Source organism: uncultured Marinobacter sp. (genome assembly GCF_947488835.1).
GTDB lineage: Bacteria > Pseudomonadota > Gammaproteobacteria > Pseudomonadales > Oleiphilaceae > Marinobacter.
Genome location: NZ_CANLBK010000003.1, coordinates 241,228 through 258,436 on the forward strand (window position 1 = coordinate 241,228; position 17,209 = coordinate 258,436).

The 17,209-nt window shown below is 54.9% G+C and carries 16 protein-coding genes; 7 read left to right on the forward strand and 9 right to left on the reverse strand.

The features are described 5' to 3' along the window. The first annotated feature begins 86 nt into the window (after nucleotides 1–86). Entirely contained in the window at nucleotides 87–1,490 is a 1,404-nt protein-coding gene (locus Q0824_RS12565; protein WP_298451671.1) for an MATE family efflux transporter, read from the forward strand. Here the strand turns inward: Q0824_RS12565 and Q0824_RS12570 are convergent. Beyond that, nucleotides 1,479–2,507 carry a GGDEF domain-containing protein gene (locus tag Q0824_RS12570; RefSeq protein ID WP_298451074.1) on the reverse strand — a complete coding sequence of 343 codons (1,029 nt, stop codon included), beginning with the start codon at nucleotides 2,505–2,507 and terminating at the stop codon, nucleotides 1,479–1,481. The two genes, Q0824_RS12565 and Q0824_RS12570, sit on opposite strands and share 12 nt — an antisense overlap. A 179-nt stretch (nucleotides 2,508–2,686) precedes the next feature. Then, nucleotides 2,687–3,118, reverse strand: a complete 432-nt coding sequence (locus Q0824_RS12575; protein ID WP_298451076.1) for a CBS domain-containing protein — start codon at nucleotides 3,116–3,118, stop codon at nucleotides 2,687–2,689. A gap of 204 nt (nucleotides 3,119–3,322) precedes the next feature. Here Q0824_RS12575 and Q0824_RS12580 point away from each other — a divergent pair, with 204 nt between their 5' ends. Both Q0824_RS12580 and Q0824_RS12585 read left to right on the forward strand, forming a co-directional pair. After that, nucleotides 3,323–4,684: a sodium:alanine symporter family protein gene (locus Q0824_RS12580; RefSeq protein WP_298451079.1), complete on the forward strand. Its 1,362-nt coding sequence runs from the start codon at nucleotides 3,323–3,325 to the stop codon at nucleotides 4,682–4,684. A 176-nt stretch (nucleotides 4,685–4,860) separates the two neighbouring features. Then, nucleotides 4,861–5,514 (forward strand): peroxiredoxin, encoded by a 654-nt coding sequence (locus Q0824_RS12585; RefSeq protein WP_298451082.1) that lies wholly within the window; start codon nucleotides 4,861–4,863, stop codon nucleotides 5,512–5,514. A 111-nt stretch (nucleotides 5,515–5,625) separates the two neighbouring features. Here Q0824_RS12585 and Q0824_RS12590 read toward each other — a convergent pair whose 3' ends face one another. From Q0824_RS12590 to Q0824_RS12615, 6 genes are all read right to left on the reverse strand, one after another. Next, nucleotides 5,626–6,408: a MetQ/NlpA family ABC transporter substrate-binding protein gene (locus Q0824_RS12590; RefSeq protein WP_298451085.1), complete on the reverse strand. Its 783-nt coding sequence runs from the start codon at nucleotides 6,406–6,408 to the stop codon at nucleotides 5,626–5,628. Between the two features lie 27 nt (nucleotides 6,409–6,435). Then, complete coding sequence (locus Q0824_RS12595) at nucleotides 6,436–7,101, reverse strand: methionine ABC transporter permease (protein WP_298451088.1); 666 nt, start codon at nucleotides 7,099–7,101, stop codon at nucleotides 6,436–6,438. After that, complete coding sequence (locus Q0824_RS12600; RefSeq protein WP_298451093.1) at nucleotides 7,101–8,108, reverse strand: methionine ABC transporter ATP-binding protein; 1,008 nt, start codon at nucleotides 8,106–8,108, stop codon at nucleotides 7,101–7,103. The genes Q0824_RS12595 and Q0824_RS12600 overlap by 1 nt, the downstream gene beginning before the upstream one ends. A gap of 117 nt (nucleotides 8,109–8,225) precedes the next feature. After that, nucleotides 8,226–9,323, reverse strand: a complete 1,098-nt coding sequence (locus Q0824_RS12605; protein WP_298451096.1) for a PLP-dependent cysteine synthase family protein — start codon at nucleotides 9,321–9,323, stop codon at nucleotides 8,226–8,228. A gap of 65 nt (nucleotides 9,324–9,388) precedes the next feature. After that, complete coding sequence (locus Q0824_RS12610) at nucleotides 9,389–10,003, reverse strand: hypothetical protein (RefSeq protein WP_298451099.1); 615 nt, start codon at nucleotides 10,001–10,003, stop codon at nucleotides 9,389–9,391. 111 nt (nucleotides 10,004–10,114) lie between these two features. Further along, the gene (locus Q0824_RS12615) at nucleotides 10,115–11,617 is read right to left on the reverse strand and encodes an amidase family protein (protein WP_298451101.1); all 1,503 of its coding nucleotides are present in this window, start codon (nucleotides 11,615–11,617) and stop codon (nucleotides 10,115–10,117) included. 52 nt (nucleotides 11,618–11,669) lie between these two features. Between Q0824_RS12615 and Q0824_RS12620 the strand changes: the two genes are divergently transcribed. Further along, the gene (locus Q0824_RS12620) at nucleotides 11,670–12,809 is read left to right on the forward strand and encodes a transglycosylase SLT domain-containing protein (RefSeq protein WP_298451104.1); all 1,140 of its coding nucleotides are present in this window, start codon (nucleotides 11,670–11,672) and stop codon (nucleotides 12,807–12,809) included. Further along, the gene (locus Q0824_RS12625; protein ID WP_298451107.1) at nucleotides 12,800–13,567 is read left to right on the forward strand and encodes a sulfite exporter TauE/SafE family protein; all 768 of its coding nucleotides are present in this window, start codon (nucleotides 12,800–12,802) and stop codon (nucleotides 13,565–13,567) included. The genes Q0824_RS12620 and Q0824_RS12625 overlap by 10 nt, the downstream gene beginning before the upstream one ends. Nucleotides 13,568–13,577: 10 nt before the next feature. On the opposite strand, the gene Q0824_RS12630 is transcribed toward Q0824_RS12625, so the two are convergent. After that, complete coding sequence (locus tag Q0824_RS12630; protein ID WP_298451675.1) at nucleotides 13,578–15,926, reverse strand: diguanylate cyclase; 2,349 nt, start codon at nucleotides 15,924–15,926, stop codon at nucleotides 13,578–13,580. A 352-nt stretch (nucleotides 15,927–16,278) separates the two neighbouring features. On the opposite strand from Q0824_RS12630, the gene Q0824_RS12635 reads away from it, so the two are divergent. Both Q0824_RS12635 and Q0824_RS12640 read left to right on the forward strand, forming a co-directional pair. Then, a complete protein-coding gene (locus tag Q0824_RS12635; protein WP_298451110.1) occupies nucleotides 16,279–16,797 on the forward strand; it encodes an Hcp family type VI secretion system effector in 519 nt (172 codons plus the stop codon). Nucleotides 16,798–16,854: 57 nt separating this feature from the next. After that, a complete protein-coding gene (locus tag Q0824_RS12640; protein ID WP_298451113.1) occupies nucleotides 16,855–17,202 on the forward strand; it encodes a hypothetical protein in 348 nt (115 codons plus the stop codon). The last annotated feature ends 7 nt before the right edge of the window (nucleotides 17,203–17,209 follow it).

Sequence of the window (17,209 nt, forward strand, 5' to 3'; positions counted from 1 at the left end):
CGCGCGCACTGACGAACGGGTAGGATATTTCGCCCGCAATTCAACCACTCATGCCTAACAGCACCAGCTATCCGGATCAGCACTCTATGGATGAAGCCGACCAGCCACTACCGGAAGTTCGCAAATCCCTCCTCTCGCGAACACTGACCGAATGGAAAACCCTGGCAATTCTCGGCGGGCCTATTTTGATTGCCCAGCTAGCTCAGATGGCCAACGGTGTTATCGACACGGTGATGGCGGGCCATGCCAGCGCAGAAGACCTGGCGGGTGTGGGAATAGGCAGTAGCCTCTGGGCACCGTTGTTCCTGTTATTCATGGGAATGCTCGGCGCACTGCAACCCATCATTTCCGGTTACAACGGAGCGCGTACACCGGAAAAAATAATGCCTGCTACGTGGCAGGGCCTCTACATTGCGGGGGTAGGGGCCATCATCATGATTGTGCTGCTCACCAATGTTCACCCGGTTTTGCAAGGGTTGAACCTTGAAGCCAATACCGCGCGCATCACCCAGGGCTACCTGGATGCGTTTGTCTGGGGAATTCCAGCACTCCTGTTAATGGCTGCGCTTCGGGGCCTGACCGATGGTCTGGGACACACTCGAGTGATTATGGCGTTCTCACTACTGAGCACGCTAATTAACCTGCCACTGAACTATATTTTCATTTACGGCAAGCTCGGGCTGCCCGCCATGGGCGGCGTAGGTTGTGGCTGGGCCACCTCTATTTCCAACGGCGTTGCGGCCATTGCGCTGCTGGTCTACCTGAGCCGCAGCAGGATATTCAAAAAATTTCATTTGATTGCTGACTGGACCAAGCCCAACGCCGCCCTGATTCGCTATGTGTTGAGCATTGGCATCCCCATCGGGTTCACCATTTTCATAGAAGTCAGTATGTTCTCGGTGATCGCATTGTTTCTTGCGCCGCTGGGGCCTGTGGTCGTTGCGGGACATCAGGTTGCTCTAAACGTTGTCTCCTTGCTTTTCATGCTGCCGCTGAGCATTGGCATGGCCCTTACCCTGCGAGTCAGCTTTCTTATTGGCGCTGGTGCACCGGATACAGCCCGGCTGATTTCCCGCAGCTCACTGATTCTGGCGGCCATGACAGCCCTGGTGTTTGCCACGCTGCTGTTTACATTCTCACAAGGCGTTGCAGCGCTCTACACCAGTGATGCAGCGGTTCAGGCAGTGACAGTAAGGTTATTGATGTTCGCGGCTATTTTTCAGGTGGCAGACGTCATTCAAGTTACCTGCATCAGCGCCCTGAGAGGCTATAAGGATACGAGTATTCCCTTCCTGATCATGCTGTTTTCGTTCTGGGGTGTGGGATTACCGGTAGGTTATATGCTGACATTTACCGACTTGCTGGCGCCGTCGATGGGGGCTGCCGGTTTTTGGGTAGGGCTGACTGGAGGACTGGGTTGCGCCAGTGTGCTGCTTGGGTGGCGGTTGTTTCGCTATCGACCTGCAACCGTCGCGCAGTTAGGCAGTTAATTCCGGATTGGCGGAAGGCGTAACTGTGTCAGCCCCAGGCATCACGTCTGAAAACACCACCCGATCCCTACCGGTCTCTTTGGCTTCGTAGAGGGCGTCATCGGCCCGCTCCAGCCAACTGCCCACACTCTCACCATGCCTAAGCAACGCGACCCCAACCGAAACAGTGATTGGCCCGCCCGGGTGGGTCATTTTCTTCCGCAAAATGTGCTGGAGGTTATTCATTACCGCAACCAACCCCGCGCCATCAACGCCCGGCAGCAGAAGCACGAACTCTTCGCCTCCGAAGCGAAAAAGCTCATCGGATTTACGCGTGCTTTGTTGTATCAGCATCACCAGATCAACAAGTACCTCATCGCCCACTCCGTGGCCGTACTCATCGTTCACCTTCTTGAAGTGGTCAATATCGAGCATAACCAAAGCATAAGGTATGCCCGTACGTTCTGCATGGGCCGCGGCCAGATCAAGCTCTTCATCCATGGAGCGCCGATTTTTAACGCCGGTCAGTGGGTCAATGGTCGCTAAGTGTTCCAGGCGCTCACGCTGATTATCAGTACGCTGAGCAAAGGCAAAGGCTGTGGCGCTCACTACCAGGGCGGTTGCCATAAAGGTCCACTTCTGTACATCGTCCTGGAAGGCGTCACCATGAAGCACAATGGCACCAATCGAAGAGAGATTGAGGAATGTCGCAACCCGTGGGCTCACCAGAAAGAAGGCCGTCACAAGGCAGGGATAAAGCCAGAACAGCCCCACCTCCCCAACCACCATAGCCACTACAACGGCACCCGAACAGGCAATGACGGCAAGAAGCATTCCGCTACGCCGCGTATCACCGGTTATCCACGCATAAACCATTCCACCAAGAATCGTGAGCATTATGGTGGTATCTATGGCCCCCGCAACATGGTTGCCTTGCAAAAAACGCATGATTGCAAAGGGAGTAACACCCAGCAGGGCGCTGGTGCCCAAAATGGTAATGATCGACAACCGAAAATCGGTTCTTAGGCGCTTTAACATGCTTGTCATCTTCCGGTCAGACGGAGCTAGCTTCCCAAGCATAATTCAGTGCGGCCCAATAAGCGCCAAATCCTACTATTTGTAACAAAATGACCCGAAAGCGTCGTACAACGCTACACATAAATACGTCAACTGATCTCTACCTCTCAAAAAATCTGGCTCTTAACCGGTGAGCATGCTCAGTCGTCGTCGCGCGTGTGCCTCGAAAGCTCGAGCCCACAACCAATTCGCGCAAGCTCAGCAAGCACTGCTGAACGGGTAACGATGCCAATGAGTTTTCCGTGTTCCGCAACGGGGTACACCTTAGGTTTGCCAGAGCCGAGTTTCTGCGCGAGATCAACAATCGCCATGTTTGGCGAAATCGCCAAAGGCTCACGGAACATAACATCATCTACAATCGGGTCGCCCTCGCAGTGATAGTTACTGACCAGCAAGGCATGAATGCAATCCTGCTCGGAAACGAACCCCAGTATACGCCGCTCCGCATCGACCACCGGAAGCCCGGTGATGTGATTTTCAAGCAACGCTTTGACTACCTGTGTTAGCGGCGTTCCGCAACGGATGGGCTCAATATGATTGGACATGACATTGGAAACTTTAAGCGCACACATGGTTAACTCCTCACAATTTTTATGACCCAGCAACATCAACGGGTTCTGGCACTGAGCTCTACTGTAAACATAGACAATGGGCGCCCAATCCTCCATTTTCCTCTCTGGCGGTTTACAGATGCCAATATGTGACTAAACTCAACTAGTTATACTCCTTGCGGGTAAAATCACAACATCAAACCATGGCACAACAAGGGGATTTCCATGGAAGCCTTTGAAAACATTGTTGGTTCCATTAACGGGCTGGTCTGGGGACCTCCCATGCTTATACTCATTCTTGGTGTTGGATTGTTCCTGAGTCTCGGATTGAAACTGATGCCAGTACTGAAAATTGGCACCGGCCTGAGGTTAATGTGGACGGGGCGGAGCTCCAAAGATGCAGAATCCGACGGTGAAATCCCTCCTTTTCAGGCATTGATGACCGCTCTTGCAGCAACGGTCGGCACTGGCAACATCGCCGGCGTCGCGACCGCTATTTTCCTTGGCGGACCGGGCGCACTGTTCTGGATGTGGCTGACCGCTCTGGTGGGCATGGCTACCAAATACTCCGAAGCCGTGCTTGCTGTACGCTTTCGTGAAGTCGACGAACGCGGCGTTCACGTTGGCGGGCCCATGTATTACATCCGCAATGGTCTTGGCAAAAAGTGGGCTTGGCTGGGTGTGCTCTTTGCGATTTTTGCGGCCATTGCCGGCTTTGGCATTGGCAACACAGTGCAAGCGAATTCGGTTGCAGATGTTATGGAAGCCACTTTCGGCCTTCCTCACTGGATTTCAGGCGTTATTCTGATGGTGCTTGTGGGTCTGGTGCTTATTGGTGGTATTCGCCGTATCGGCCGGGTGGCCAGCGCTCTGGTCCCTCTGATGGCGCTGTCCTATCTGGTTGCCGGCTTGATTGTCCTTGGTATTAATTTCTCGGAAATCCCGGCCGCATTCGCCCTGATCTTCGAGCATGCCTTCAGCCCCATTGCAGCAGAAGGTGGTTTTGCCGGTGCCGCCGTGTGGGCAGCAATACGCTTTGGTGTAGCCCGCGGTGTCTTTTCCAACGAGGCTGGCCTGGGTTCTGCGCCTATTGCCCACGCGGCTGCCCAAACCAAAAACCCGATTAATCAGGGCATGGTGGCCATGCTGGGCACCTTTATCGATACCATTATCATTTGTACGATTACCGGGCTGGTCATCATCACCTCAGGCACCTGGATATCTGGCGAATCCGGCGCGGAGCTCACCTCCATGGCGTTCGCACAGGCACTTCCCGGCGTGGGTGATTACGTAGTGGCCCTTGCCTTGGCAATCTTCGCCTTTACGACATTGCTAGGCTGGTCATTCTACGGAGAGCGCAGCGTTGAGTTTCTTTTCGGAGTGAAGGCTATCGTGCCTTACCGTGTCGCCTGGGTCCTTGCCATTCCTCTTGGCGCAACCGTAAATCTGGGTTTGGTGTGGCTGGTGGCAGACACGCTGAACGCCATGATGGCGCTGCCCAACCTGATTGCCCTGTTGTTACTCAGCCCGGTTGTATTCAAGTTGACGAAAGAGCATTTTGAACGAAAAACGGCGGCAGGGTTCTAACATAGTAATAGCTCAACAGGCACCCGGTGCGGGATGAGGTGAATCAAGTGACCCTTGCAAACCTGTCATCCCGCACCAATGATACTCGTATACACTTACAAGATAGTTCCGGTAGGTACATGCCCACCGGAAGCTCGAATAAAGCCACTAACAAGTGACACCGAAGGAGAGCAAATATGAGTTTACGTCTAGGCGATACTGCGCCGGATTTTGAACAGGATTCCAGTGAAGGCAAGGTTTCTTTCCACAGCTGGCTAGGTGACAGCTGGGGTGTGCTGTTTTCTCACCCTGCAGACTTTACGCCAGTGTGCACCACAGAACTTGGCCTGACTGCGAAATTGAAAGATGAGTTTGCACAGCGCAACGTCAAAGCCATCGCGCTGAGCGTTGACCCTGTTGACTCCCACCATGAGTGGATCAAAGACATCAACGAAACCCAGGGCTGCGCGGTGAATTTCCCGATTATTGCAGACCACGACGGCAAAGTGGCCGAGTTGTACGACATGATCCACCCCAATGCCGACAGCACGCTGACCGTACGTTCGCTGTTCGTGATTGATCCGAACAAAAAAGTTCGTCTGATCATCACTTATCCAGCGAGCACCGGCCGCAACTTCAACGAAGTTCTGCGGGTAATTGATTCTCTGCAACTGACCGACGACCACAAAGTTGCCACCCCGGGTAACTGGGAACGCGGCGGAGACGTGGTGATTGTGCCATCACTTCAGGATGAAGATGAGATTGCACGGCGCTTCCCCAAGGGCTACAAGAAGGTGAAGTCCTACCTGCGGATGACGCCAGATCCCTCAGCTAACTGGGGTGGTGAATAATCACCAGCACCAGTGTCTGAATGTAGAAAGTACTGAATGCAAAAAGCCGGGCAGTTTTCACTGCCCGGCTTTTTTTTGTACTGCTTTTTTCAGGTTGTGTTCTGGCTTCGATCAGAATGCCGGAACAACGGCACCTTCATACTTTTCTTTGATGAATTCGCGAACCGCATCAGATTTCAATGCATTCGCAAGTTTCTGCATGGCATCGCTGTCTTTGTTATCAGGACGCGCAACCAGAATGTTTACATACGGCGACTCGGAACCTTCAATGATCAGCGCATCTTCAGACGGGTTCAGGCCCGCTTCCAGCGCGTAGTTGGTGTTGATCAGCGCAACGTCTACCTGACCAAGGATTCGTGGCAAGGTTGCTGCTTCCAGCTCTTTGAAGTCGAGCTTCTTCGGGTTATCCGCAATGTCACGCGGCGTTGCAGTGATCTTGCTACCTTCTTTCAGAGTGATCAATCCTGCTTTTTGCAGGAGCAGCAGTGCACGACCACCGTTGGTGGGATCATTTGGAATGGCGATGGTTGCGCCATTTTTCAGATCATCAAGCGACTTGATTTTGTTCGAATAAGCGCCAAACGGCTCAACGTGAATACCGGCAACCGTCACCAGGCTTGTGCCACGGCCGTCATTGAACTCATCAAGGTACGGCTGGTGCTGGAAGAAGTTGGCGTCCATACGCTTCTGGTCTACCTGTACGTTTGGCTGGATATAATCGGTGAAGACTTTTACATCCAGTTCCACACCCTGCTCGGCCAACTGAGGCTTAACGAACTCCAGCAGCTCTGCATGGGGTACAGGGGTTGCTGCTACAGACAGCTTCTCAGCGGAAACCGCTGCAGAAAAAACAGATGCGGCAGCCAATGCCACCAGGGCTTTCTTAAAGCTCATCACTCACTCTCCTATTGAATTGGAAAACTACTTACGACTGAAATACAGAACCAGACGGTCACCGGCCATCTGCAACACTTGTACGAAAATCACCAAAAGCGCCACAGTAATCACCATCACATCGGTCTGGAAGCGCTGGTAGCCAAAACGAATGGCCAGATCACCCAAGCCACCGCCGCCAATGACGCCAGACATGGCCGCATAGGAGACCAAGGTGATCGCCGTGACCGTGATGCCGGCGATGATGCCCGGAAGCGCTTCAGGCAGCAAGGCACCAAAAATGATCTGCCGCACGTTGGCACCCATGGCCTGCGTGGCTTCTATTATGCCCCTGTCGACTTCCCGCAGAGAGGTTTCCACCAATCTTGCAAAGAAGGGTGCGCCACCCGCAACCAGCGGCGGAATCGCACCGGCCACACCCAACGAAGTCCCAATCAGCATCACGGTGAAGGGGATCATCACAATTAGCAGAATGATGAACGGCACGGAACGCAGCACGTTCACCACAAATGACAGTACGCCGTAGGCTAAAGGTTGATCCAGCAACTGCCGCTTGCTCGTGAGGAACAGCAGCACACCAATCGGCAGGCCCGCCAGAACACTGAACAGCAGGGACATTCCCACCATTACCAAAGTGTCCCAACTCGCTATACCAATTTCTGGCCAATCCACGTTACTCAATAAGGCTTCCATCAGCGCAGCACCTCCACATGAACATCGGCCGCTTCCAGTGCCGTCATGGCGGACTCAAGATCACCACCCACCAGGGACAGCGTCAACTGGCCATAGGGCGTGTCCTTGATATGGTCGATGCGGCCAGAGAGGATGCTGAAATCCACACCGGAGGCGCGAGCCACACTGCCCAACAAAGGCTGATAGGTAGATTCGCCCTTGAACGTCAGCCGCAAAATACGGCCACTGGCCTTTTGCAGATCTTCCTGCCGCTCCTGGCTGTCGATGCTTTCGCTTTCAAACACGAAATCCCGGGTGGTGGGATGTTTGGGGTGCAGGAAAACATCACTCACCGCACCCATTTCAACAACACGGCCAGCGTCCATAACAGCAACCCGGTCGCATACGCGGCGCACCACATCCATTTCATGGGTGATGAGTACAATCGTGAGTCCAAGCTCTTTATTGATCTCGGAAAGCAAACGCAGCACCGACTGGGTTGTTTGCGGGTCCAGAGCGCTGGTGGCTTCGTCGCACAGCAGAATGGTTGGCCTGCATGCCAGCGCCCGGGCAATTCCTACCCGCTGTTTCTGCCCGCCCGACAGCTGCGATGGGTATTTTGTGGCGTGATCAGCAAGGCCAACACGATCCAGCAATTCCTGAACACGGCTTCGGATTTCCGTTTTGGAATAGATGCCCGCCAGCTTCATAGGGAAGGCGATGTTGTCCGAAACGGTTTTAGAGGAAAGCAGATTGAAATGCTGGAAAATCATGCCAACGTTGCGACGGAAGGCACGCAGCTCAGCCGCGCTGTAGCGGGTGATATTCTCGCCATCGATCACAATATCACCACCGGTCGGTGGTTCCAGCAAGTTGATCAGGCGCACCAGGGTGGATTTCCCCGCCCCGGAATGCCCGACAATACCGAACACCTCGCCGGTTTCAATGGTCATATCAGTAGGATGGAGCGCGGGGATCGCCCGGCCGTCCACCTGATACGACTTCTGTACCTGGTTAAATACAATCACGGTCAGCGCCTTGTGGGTGCAAGAATAAAGCCGTCAATTATAGCCTATTCACCGGCCAAACCCGAACCCACAAATCATCGCTAGCGCTTGTAAGGTTGGGCAACGTAGGGGATCAGTCTATGGACGCGTTTCAAGACCCGGCTCGAACACGCCGCTTCGATCGAAGCTATCCAGGGCGGTCTCCCATTCCGTTAAATCCAGCCCCTGGCTGGCAACCCAGGTGGGGTTAAAATAGGTGTCGATATAACGATGGCCGCCATCACAAAGTAGTGTGACGACTGAGCCTTTCTCACCGGCCTTTTGCATTTCGCTGGCCAGGCTCAGCGTAGCAATCAGATTGGTGCCGGTAGAACCACCGCAACGCCGCCCCAAGTGCCGCTCGAGATAGCGCAACGCAGCAAAACTGGCGGCATCGGGCACGCGCACCATGCGATCGATGACCGCGGGGTTGAAAGAGGGCTCCACCCTAGGGCGGCCTATGCCCTCGATACGTGAGCCGCACTGGCCAATGATATCCGATCGGCCGCTGGCGAACGCCTCATAGAACACCGAATTTTCAGGGTCGGCCACGCACAGTTCGCAGCCTTTGGCGAGGTAACCACCGTAGCGGATATAACGCCCGATGGTTGAGGAGGTGCCACCCGTGCCGGCGCTAACCACAACCCAGCGAGGAACAGGGTGTGGTTCCCGCTGTAGCTGTTGGAAAATGCTTTCAGCAATATTGTTGTTGCCACGCCAGTCCGTCGCCCTCTCGGCATAGGTGAACTGATCCATATAGTGACCACCCAACTCACGGGCAAGCCGCTGCGATTCGGTGTAAATCTCGCTGCCGTTATCAACCAGATGGCACTCACCACCATAAAATTCAATTTTGGCGATTTTTTGAGCCGACGTCGTTCTGGGCATCACAGCTATGAAGCGCAACCCCAGAAGCTTGGCAAAATAAGCCTCGGACACCGCCGTCGAACCGCTGGAGGCTTCGATAACGGGTGTATTCTGCGTAATCCAGCCGTTACAGAGGCCGAACAGAAAAAGTGAGCGCGCCAAGCGATGTTTGAGACTACCCGTGGGGTGGGTCGATTCGTCCTTGAGATAGATATCGACGTTCTGCAGCCCGGGCAGATCCAGTTTGATCAGGTGGGTGTCTGATGACCGATTGAAATCCGCATCGATACGAGCGATGGCGTCGGATAGCCACTGGGCGTTATTTAACATGGTCGTAGGTCCTGAAAGCCGGGCACTTGGCCCGGCTTTTCATTTCAGGGTTTCAGAGTTTTGAACTAGTGCAATGCTCGCAACTGCCGAGGGTAAAGTGCAGCGCTTACTTCAGGCTCCTCCAGAAGATCAGACAGTTCAAGGTCAACATCCGTTTCCTCACCATGTTCTGGCAGGGGGTCAAACAGCGTGCTGAGCCAGGAGGCGATTGATGGCTCCTCGTCACGCCGGTAGTCCGTAGACAATGCTTTAATCCGGCGAAAGCCGATAATGCGCTGATGCTTGGGGTCCCGGATCTGTTCAAATCCACGCCAGTACACATGATCCCGGGTGTGGAGCTGCACAAACAAGGTATCTATCGGCTCGTTTGGCTCAACCTCCGGGCTATCACTCGATGAGGCCTCAAGGCCGTCATCCTCTTCCGATTCCTTCTTTTTCTCACGAATGGTTGTCCAGGCGGGGTACAAGACCGCCACCGCATCCGCTTCAACATGCTCACGGGCAGCGCGGAGAATCAATCCCCAGCGTGCCTTGTCGGCATCGGTTTCAAGTGAGTTGATGGGCAGGTCATAACTTTGCTCACTGGCCAGAACAATCGCCATCATCGGAGCATCCAGCTCTCCCATGGCTTCTGCCTGTGCGACTGACACCAGTTCTTCGATTGCCATCGGTTGGTTCATAATACGCTCGCCTCCTCGATGCCATCAGGGTCTAACAGGAAGATGATCTCCCTGACACACAGCATAGCCTGATACGCGTAGAAAGATAAACGTGGGGTTTCAATCAACAGATCACAAGCCCTCTGCCGGAAATGCATTTTCCAGCCGTTCGTAATAGCCAAACCATGGCGCAGCCTCCTCAAGCTGAGCCGCCAGCTGCAGCAACACGCCTTCACCGCCATGGGGCGCCCCAAGCTGCACACCAACCGGCAAGCCGTCAGCCGTCCAGTGCATGGGCACGGACATGGCCGGTGTTCCGGTCAGGTTGGCAAGTTGGGTAAAGGGGGTTCGGGCCAGACTGTCCATCGCAATCTGATCCACCTGGCCACTGCGATGCAGTATTTTCCCGGCCTTCAGGGCGAGCGTCAGCTTTGCCGCCATCTTCAAATGTGCCGGCGTGTCCAGCTCACCGATGCGAGCTGGCAACTGGCCAGCAGTGGGGCAGAGATAAAGGTCATAGCCCGCAAAAAAAGCGCCCAATGCCCGGGCGAATTCGTTCCACTGCTGGCGGCGAAGCACATAGTCTGACAACGGCATGGTATCGCCCAGCATGCCTATCAGCCGTGTATCAAGCTCAAAATCACTGTCTGCAGCACCAAGCTGACTCTTGGCTTTCGCCATCAAGGCCGACACTTCACCAAAATAGAGGCCGAGGTAGCACCGGGCCAGCGCCATGCCATCAAACTCCGGCCGGGCATATTCAACCTTGTGCCCCAGGTTTTCCAGAATCCGCGCGGTTTCCTCAACGGCAGCAACGCATTCGGGAGCAACCGCGGTATCGTAGGGGGACGCGGTGAACACACCAATTTTCAGGCTGCCGGGCGACTTCTGCATCAAATCCGCATAAGCCTCGCCGGGGCCGGGAATAACGAAGGGGTCGCCGGAAGCCGGGCCACTCAGTACATCCAACATGGTCGCACTGTCGCGCACCGTGCGAGTAACCACATGGTCTGCCGAAGCGCCCGTCCAGGCCTCACCCATCATGGGCCCACTGGAGATGCGCCCGCGAGAAGGTTTGAGCCCGAACAAGCCGTTATAAGCTGCGGGTATACGGATTGAGCCACCGCCATCGTTTGCGCCGGCCATGGGCACTACACCGGCTGCAGCTGCGGCACCGGAACCACCGCTGGAACCGCCAGGGGTCAACTTGGTGTTCCAGGGATTGCGCGAAGGCCCCCACAACTCGGATTCCGTAACGGCCTTGAGGCCGAACTCCGGGGTTGCTGTACGCCCTAGAAACACCAGGCCACCCTCACGGGCACGGCGTACAAACTCGGAATCCTGAGGCGCAATGTAGTTCTGGAAACCACGGCTGCCATAGGTGCAGGGCCGATCGCCCTGTTCCTGAGCCAAATCCTTGAGCAACAGGGGCACACCCGCAAACGCGCCTTGCTTCGGGAAGTCCTGGGCCAGAGCCTCTGAAAACTGAGGGAAGCAGATGGCGTTCAACGAACCGTTCACAGTGGTTGCTCGTTCCACTGCAGCCTCGCATACTTCCCGGGAAGTTACTTCGCCGCGGCGGATAAGATCGGCCAGCGCGGTGGCGTCATAACGCAGATACTCAGATTGCTTCATAGCGGCGCCCATTTGTTATTGTGGTGCCCGGAATGCCACGGACACATTGCTTATGTACTCAAGGTTCGCAAGCTTACGTCAGCTTGCCGTTATTTTCATCCTGACTGCGCTGGCGCCTGTAGCAGCGCAGTCAGAAGAGAAGCAGCCCGAAGCCGACAGTGCTGATACTGCTGGCTGGACCGCCATTGTGAGGAACTCGCCCTACTGGGTCAGCCAGGGCGTTTACACAAATATCCTTACTATCCGCCGATGGGTGTTGAAAGAATCCGGCTACTGCTCAAATACGGATCGTCACATTCTGTTCGATATGCGCGGGCAGTTTTTGGGGTGGATCAGCAACGGCACAACCAGCGCCGCCACTCAGCAGCGCCTGAACGACGCCCGTCAGGCTCAGCATGAAAAAGGGGTCACTGAAGAGTGGATTGCCGGGGACGCAAATACGAATGGATACCCGTTTGCTCTGGCGTGTGATCAACCCCATGTAAACCTGGATCTTGCCGTTGGCCGTTATCTGGGTGCCCGGGGGAAAGATCGTGTGTGGGGTGCCTGGGACGACCTCTCCTTCGCCACGCGCGAAAACCCGGGATCGCTCCACGATGCGCTGATGTACATTGTTCAGCTCAGGAGCGAGCAAAACCGATATACATTGCCGGCGGTTTTACCCAGGTATCTGGCCGGGCAAATCCTGATTGAAAGCGGTGGGCAAGCCCGGGCACACTCCCGTGCGGACGCCAAAGGCATTCTTCAGCTGTCTCCCTCCGCCCTGAATGACTGCCAGATCAAGCCGCAAAACTATTGGCACCGGTTGGCCCAGATTGATTGTGCATTGCGCCTGATGCACCAAAACGCCCGCAATCTGCAGCCGGCCTTTAATGAACGCTTCGGCCACCTGCCGGAGGACAAACGCAACGAGTTGTTTGTACTCTTGCTGGTTCAGGCCTACCACGGCGGCGCGGCGCGCGTGCAAGCGCTTCTTGATGATGAAACACTGGCAAAGCCAGCCGAGTACTTTGCAGCCAACCACGAACGCTTCACCGCAGGTGATATTGCCTTTGGCATGGTGTTTCACAATCTGGGCCGGGACAGACTGGGGCTGGCATCCCTGTATTATGTGGCCGATGTGCAGCTGGCAACAGAAGCCCTATGCCGAACCCCAACTCTTGAATCCGAGGAATTCTGCGCGTGGAAATAGCGTTGCTCCCTGAGAGCCTGAGCCTGTCAGTGGCGATTTTCCTGCTGGCGAGTTCTGTTGTTACCTCAATGATCACAGCCAGTTTGGGCGCCGGCGGCGGTGTTCTTCTGTTGATTCTGATGGCCACATGGATGCCGGCAGCCGCTATTATTCCCGTGCACGGCATGATTCAGCTGGGTTCTAACGGTGGCAGGACAATACTGACCTGGAAACACATCGACTGGAGAACCATTGCAGCTTTTGCACCCGGCGTCATCGTAGGTGCAGCAGCGGGTGCCTGGTTGCTGGTGAGCCTGCCCGCCTATTTATGGCAACTGGCCATTGCGGGCTTCGTGCTCTACCTGTGCTGGGGACCATCGCTACCAAAAGGCGCCTTCGGCCCGGTTGGTGTTTTTGTTGCTGCTGCACTAACCAGCTTTATCAGCCTGTTTGTGGGCGCTACTGGCCCGCTGGTCGCAGCGTTTATCAAGCAGATTCACGCTGACCGGTTTCGCACTGTTGCCACCTTTGCAACGGCAATGGTTCTGCAGCATGCCCCCAAGGCGCTGGTTTTTGGTGTAACGGGATTCGTGTTCGCGCAATGGCTGCCGTTCATCCTGGCCATGATTGTCTGCGGCTTTGCCGGCACCTGGCTAGGATTGCGCGTTCTGCACTCACTGAACAATCACTGGTTCAGCAAAGCGCTCGATCTGGTTCTGACCGTTCTGGCTTTGCGCCTGATTTGGCAGGCCAGCCTCGCAGCACACTGGTGGGCATAACGGTGCATCTTTACAGTTCTGGCTTCGGCGCAGGTATCACGACAACACGGTTGCGGCCTTTTGATTTGGCCGCATAAGCACCTTCATCGGCGCGGGCGACCACGTGTTTCGGTTCGCGGTCTGTCGGGAGCAGTTCCGTCACCCCGATACTGGCCGTAACGCCGAACATACGGCCTTCGTGTTCTATGGCGAACGCCTCAACACCCGCACGAATACGTTCGGCAAGGGTTTTGGCTCTGTCCATGCCGCACGCTGGCAAAATAATGCCGAACTCATCCCCACCCAAGCGAGCAACAGCATCTGACTGACGCACCGACTCCTTGAACAGATCGGAAAGTCGACGGAGCATTTCATCGCCAAGCAGATGTCCACCTTCGTCGTTTACCGGCTTGAAGTGATCAAGATCGATGAGTATCAGCACGGAGCTTGCGTCTTGTTGCGGCATCTCGCTGAGGCATTTGTTTAGCGCTGCGGTAAAGGCCCGGCGATTTAACAGTTGCGTCAAGCTGTCGTGGGTTGCTTCCCAGGACAGGCGCTCTTCCTGGCGCCTGCGCTCGGCATCATCCCGAAGTACAAATACCAAGCGCTCATTCTGCCGCCCCTGGCGGATATGAATCATGCTGAGGTCTACATCGAACAGATCGCCACTGGCGTTGCGAAGAGTGACGTAAAGGCTGTCCAGATCATCCCTTTCAAGAAACCACTCGTGGCTGAGGGATTGGCCCTCGTGGTCGATGCCCACCAGCTCAAATACGTTTTTGCCAACATATTCCCCACCGGTACCCAAAAAGCGGGTTGCGGCCTGGTTCGCATATCGGATAACGCCGCCAGTGTCGGCCATCAGGACGCCGTCCTGCATTACGCCTAATATGCTCTCCGCCCTTAGTTGCTCGTCTCGAAGAGCTTCTTCTACTTCCAGCTCATGGGAAATATCCCGTACAACGGTGATGGTGCCCATGACCTTCACAGGGGTTTCCAGGATTGCCGTCATTACTTGGCACCAAACCGGCACGCTGGCATTCGGCCCTTGCAGTTGGAAGCGGCCACGGAATACTTCCTGCTTCTCGAGGGCCCGTTGCCAACCATGAATCACCGCATCACGATCATTCGCGGTGACGCAATCAAACAAATGGGAACCTGAGAGCTCTGCCAGTCTCAGGCCGATAATGCCTTCAAACACCGGGTTGACGAACTCAATGCGACCAAGTACATCAGCCTGCACAATACCAATCGGTGCTCCCCGGGTAAGTGATCGGAAAAAGGCCTCCCGCTCTGCAAGCGAGCTCAAAACGTCATCACGCTCATCCATAACCGTGTTGAATATTTCAGCCACCTGGCTTATTTCCGAACTACCTGAAACCCCCACCGGGTTGCTTCGCATTCCCAGGTGGCGCTCGCGCACTTGCTGCCCAAGCTCACCCAACGGCGCCATCAGACGACGAAAGCGCCACATGGTCACCGGAACAACCAGCAGGATCACCACCAACAACGTCCAGAGAAAGGCATCCTTGATTCGGCTAGCTGGCGCATAGGCTTCGCGAGCGGGCCAACTAGCAGCCACAAACCAGGGCACCTCAGACATTTGCTGCACTGACAGGATAATACTCTCACCCTCAGAACTACGGGTTCTGGCGGTGCCTTCGAATCCGCCCATCGCCTCTTGTAGCAGCGGGTTAGCATCACTTACCGGTTGCATAACCTCGCCGGTTCGGCCATTGGCCAGAACCGTTCCACCGTGGGTTACGATCGCCAAATATCCGGTTTCACCAATACGGATGTCAGAAAACTCTTCAATTAGATGCTCACCCGAAAGCACAACTGCACCCCCGAGCATGCCGATAAAGCGTTGTTGATGATCGAATACGGGCGCTGCCATCATCAGGGCAGGCCGGCCTTGATCGTATGATCTGTAGGGCTCACTGATAAGCGGGGTAAGTTGCTCTTTGGCGCGGCGAAAATACGAGCGGTTACTAATATCCAACCCGACCAGCTCCAGATCTTCCGGGTGCTCGGCAATCACTTTCCCTTGCGCATCAATCAGGTAAACACCATCAAAAAGGTGCTGCAATGCTGTTTGGCGGCGCATCACGACTTTTGCTCGCACCTCGAATGCGGCCTCACTCATGGTGAGCCCTTTGGCCACATGGCTGAGAGTTTCCAAGCGCTGAGCCAACTTATCGTCCAGTTCGCCAGCCACTATCTGCGCAATGGTCTCTACCTGTTTCGCCGCCTGCTGCTCAAGTTCGGACTTGCTTAAAAGTGAGCCAACAAGAGCAACCACGAGCGCAGTCAGGACAACAGCGGCAACCACGAAAAGCACAGCCCGGTTGACCAAGCCTCGCAGCCAGCGGGAAATCATCACAGCAGAGTTACTCCTCTTTTCAGAGATAGCGTAGTAATGGTCGGTCCCCCTGCTGCTCAGTTCGCTTAAAAATAATTTCGGCCGTTTAAATTTTAGCAGAGCCTGTGCAGTGGGGAATTACAGGCCTGCAATCACCAGCTCTATTTGCCCAGGCAAATATTCGCCCGGGGAGCAATTTATCGCCCCAGGGCCGAGCATAAGCTTGCCCATCGCAGAACAGCGCTTTGCGGAAAACCTTTTAGATACTGTTTTTAAAGAACTTTACCAACCTGGCACGGGCTTTGTTTATATCTTTTTGTCCAGGGAACACCCAAGGACATTCATTCATTAAAACGTCATGGAGCAGACTATGCCAACTCCTTGTTATATCTCGATCGAAGGTAAAACTCAGGGCAACATCACCGCTGGTGCATTCACGTCCGATTCCGTAGGCAACATCTACGTTGAAGGTCATGAAGACGAAGTACTGGTTCAGGAATTCAGCCACGTTGTTACCGTTCCTACCGATCCCCAGTCCGGCCAGCCTTCCGGCCAGCGTGTACACAAGCCGTTCAAGTTCACATCCGCGCTGAACAAAGCCACACCGCTGATGTACAACGCTCTGGCTTCTGGCGAAATGCTGCCAAAGGTTGAGCTCAAGTGGTACCGCACGTCTGTTGAAGGCAAGCAGGAGCATTTCTTCTCCACCATCCTGGAAGATGCCACCATCATCGACATCAACTGCACCATGCCACACTGTCAGGACGCAGCCAGCGCTGACTTCACCCAGCTGGTTACCGTTTCCCTGTCCTACCGCAAGGTAACCTGGGAGCACGCAGTTGCAGGCACTTCCGGTGCTGACGACTGGCGTTCGCCGATCGAGGCGTAATAACCCCAGAAGGGGCCTCTCTGGAGGGGCCCCTTCTATATTTTCAAGGATGAAAATATGGACACTCAATTATCGTCCGAAGATATTGATAAAACCAGAGCGATAATGAAGGCATTCTACGGCCAATCAGTTGCTTCGGGTTTCACTGAAAGCAGCGTAACTGAAGAGACGGTCCGGGCGATTGCCCACATGCTTGTCGAAACGGTTGATTGCAGCAAGTGGATTGATGCTGTTCCTTCCCCGCAGGATCTGCTGCGGCCAACTCGTAGGATCACAAAATGGGCTTTACGCCTGATTCGCGAGGCAGGAAAACCTTTTCTGCAGAATGAAGTGAGGGTAAGCTGGCTGTGCCGGAATGTCCGTTCTGGCCAGTTCAGAACCTCTATCGAAACGACTTTGAGATGAGTTTTCC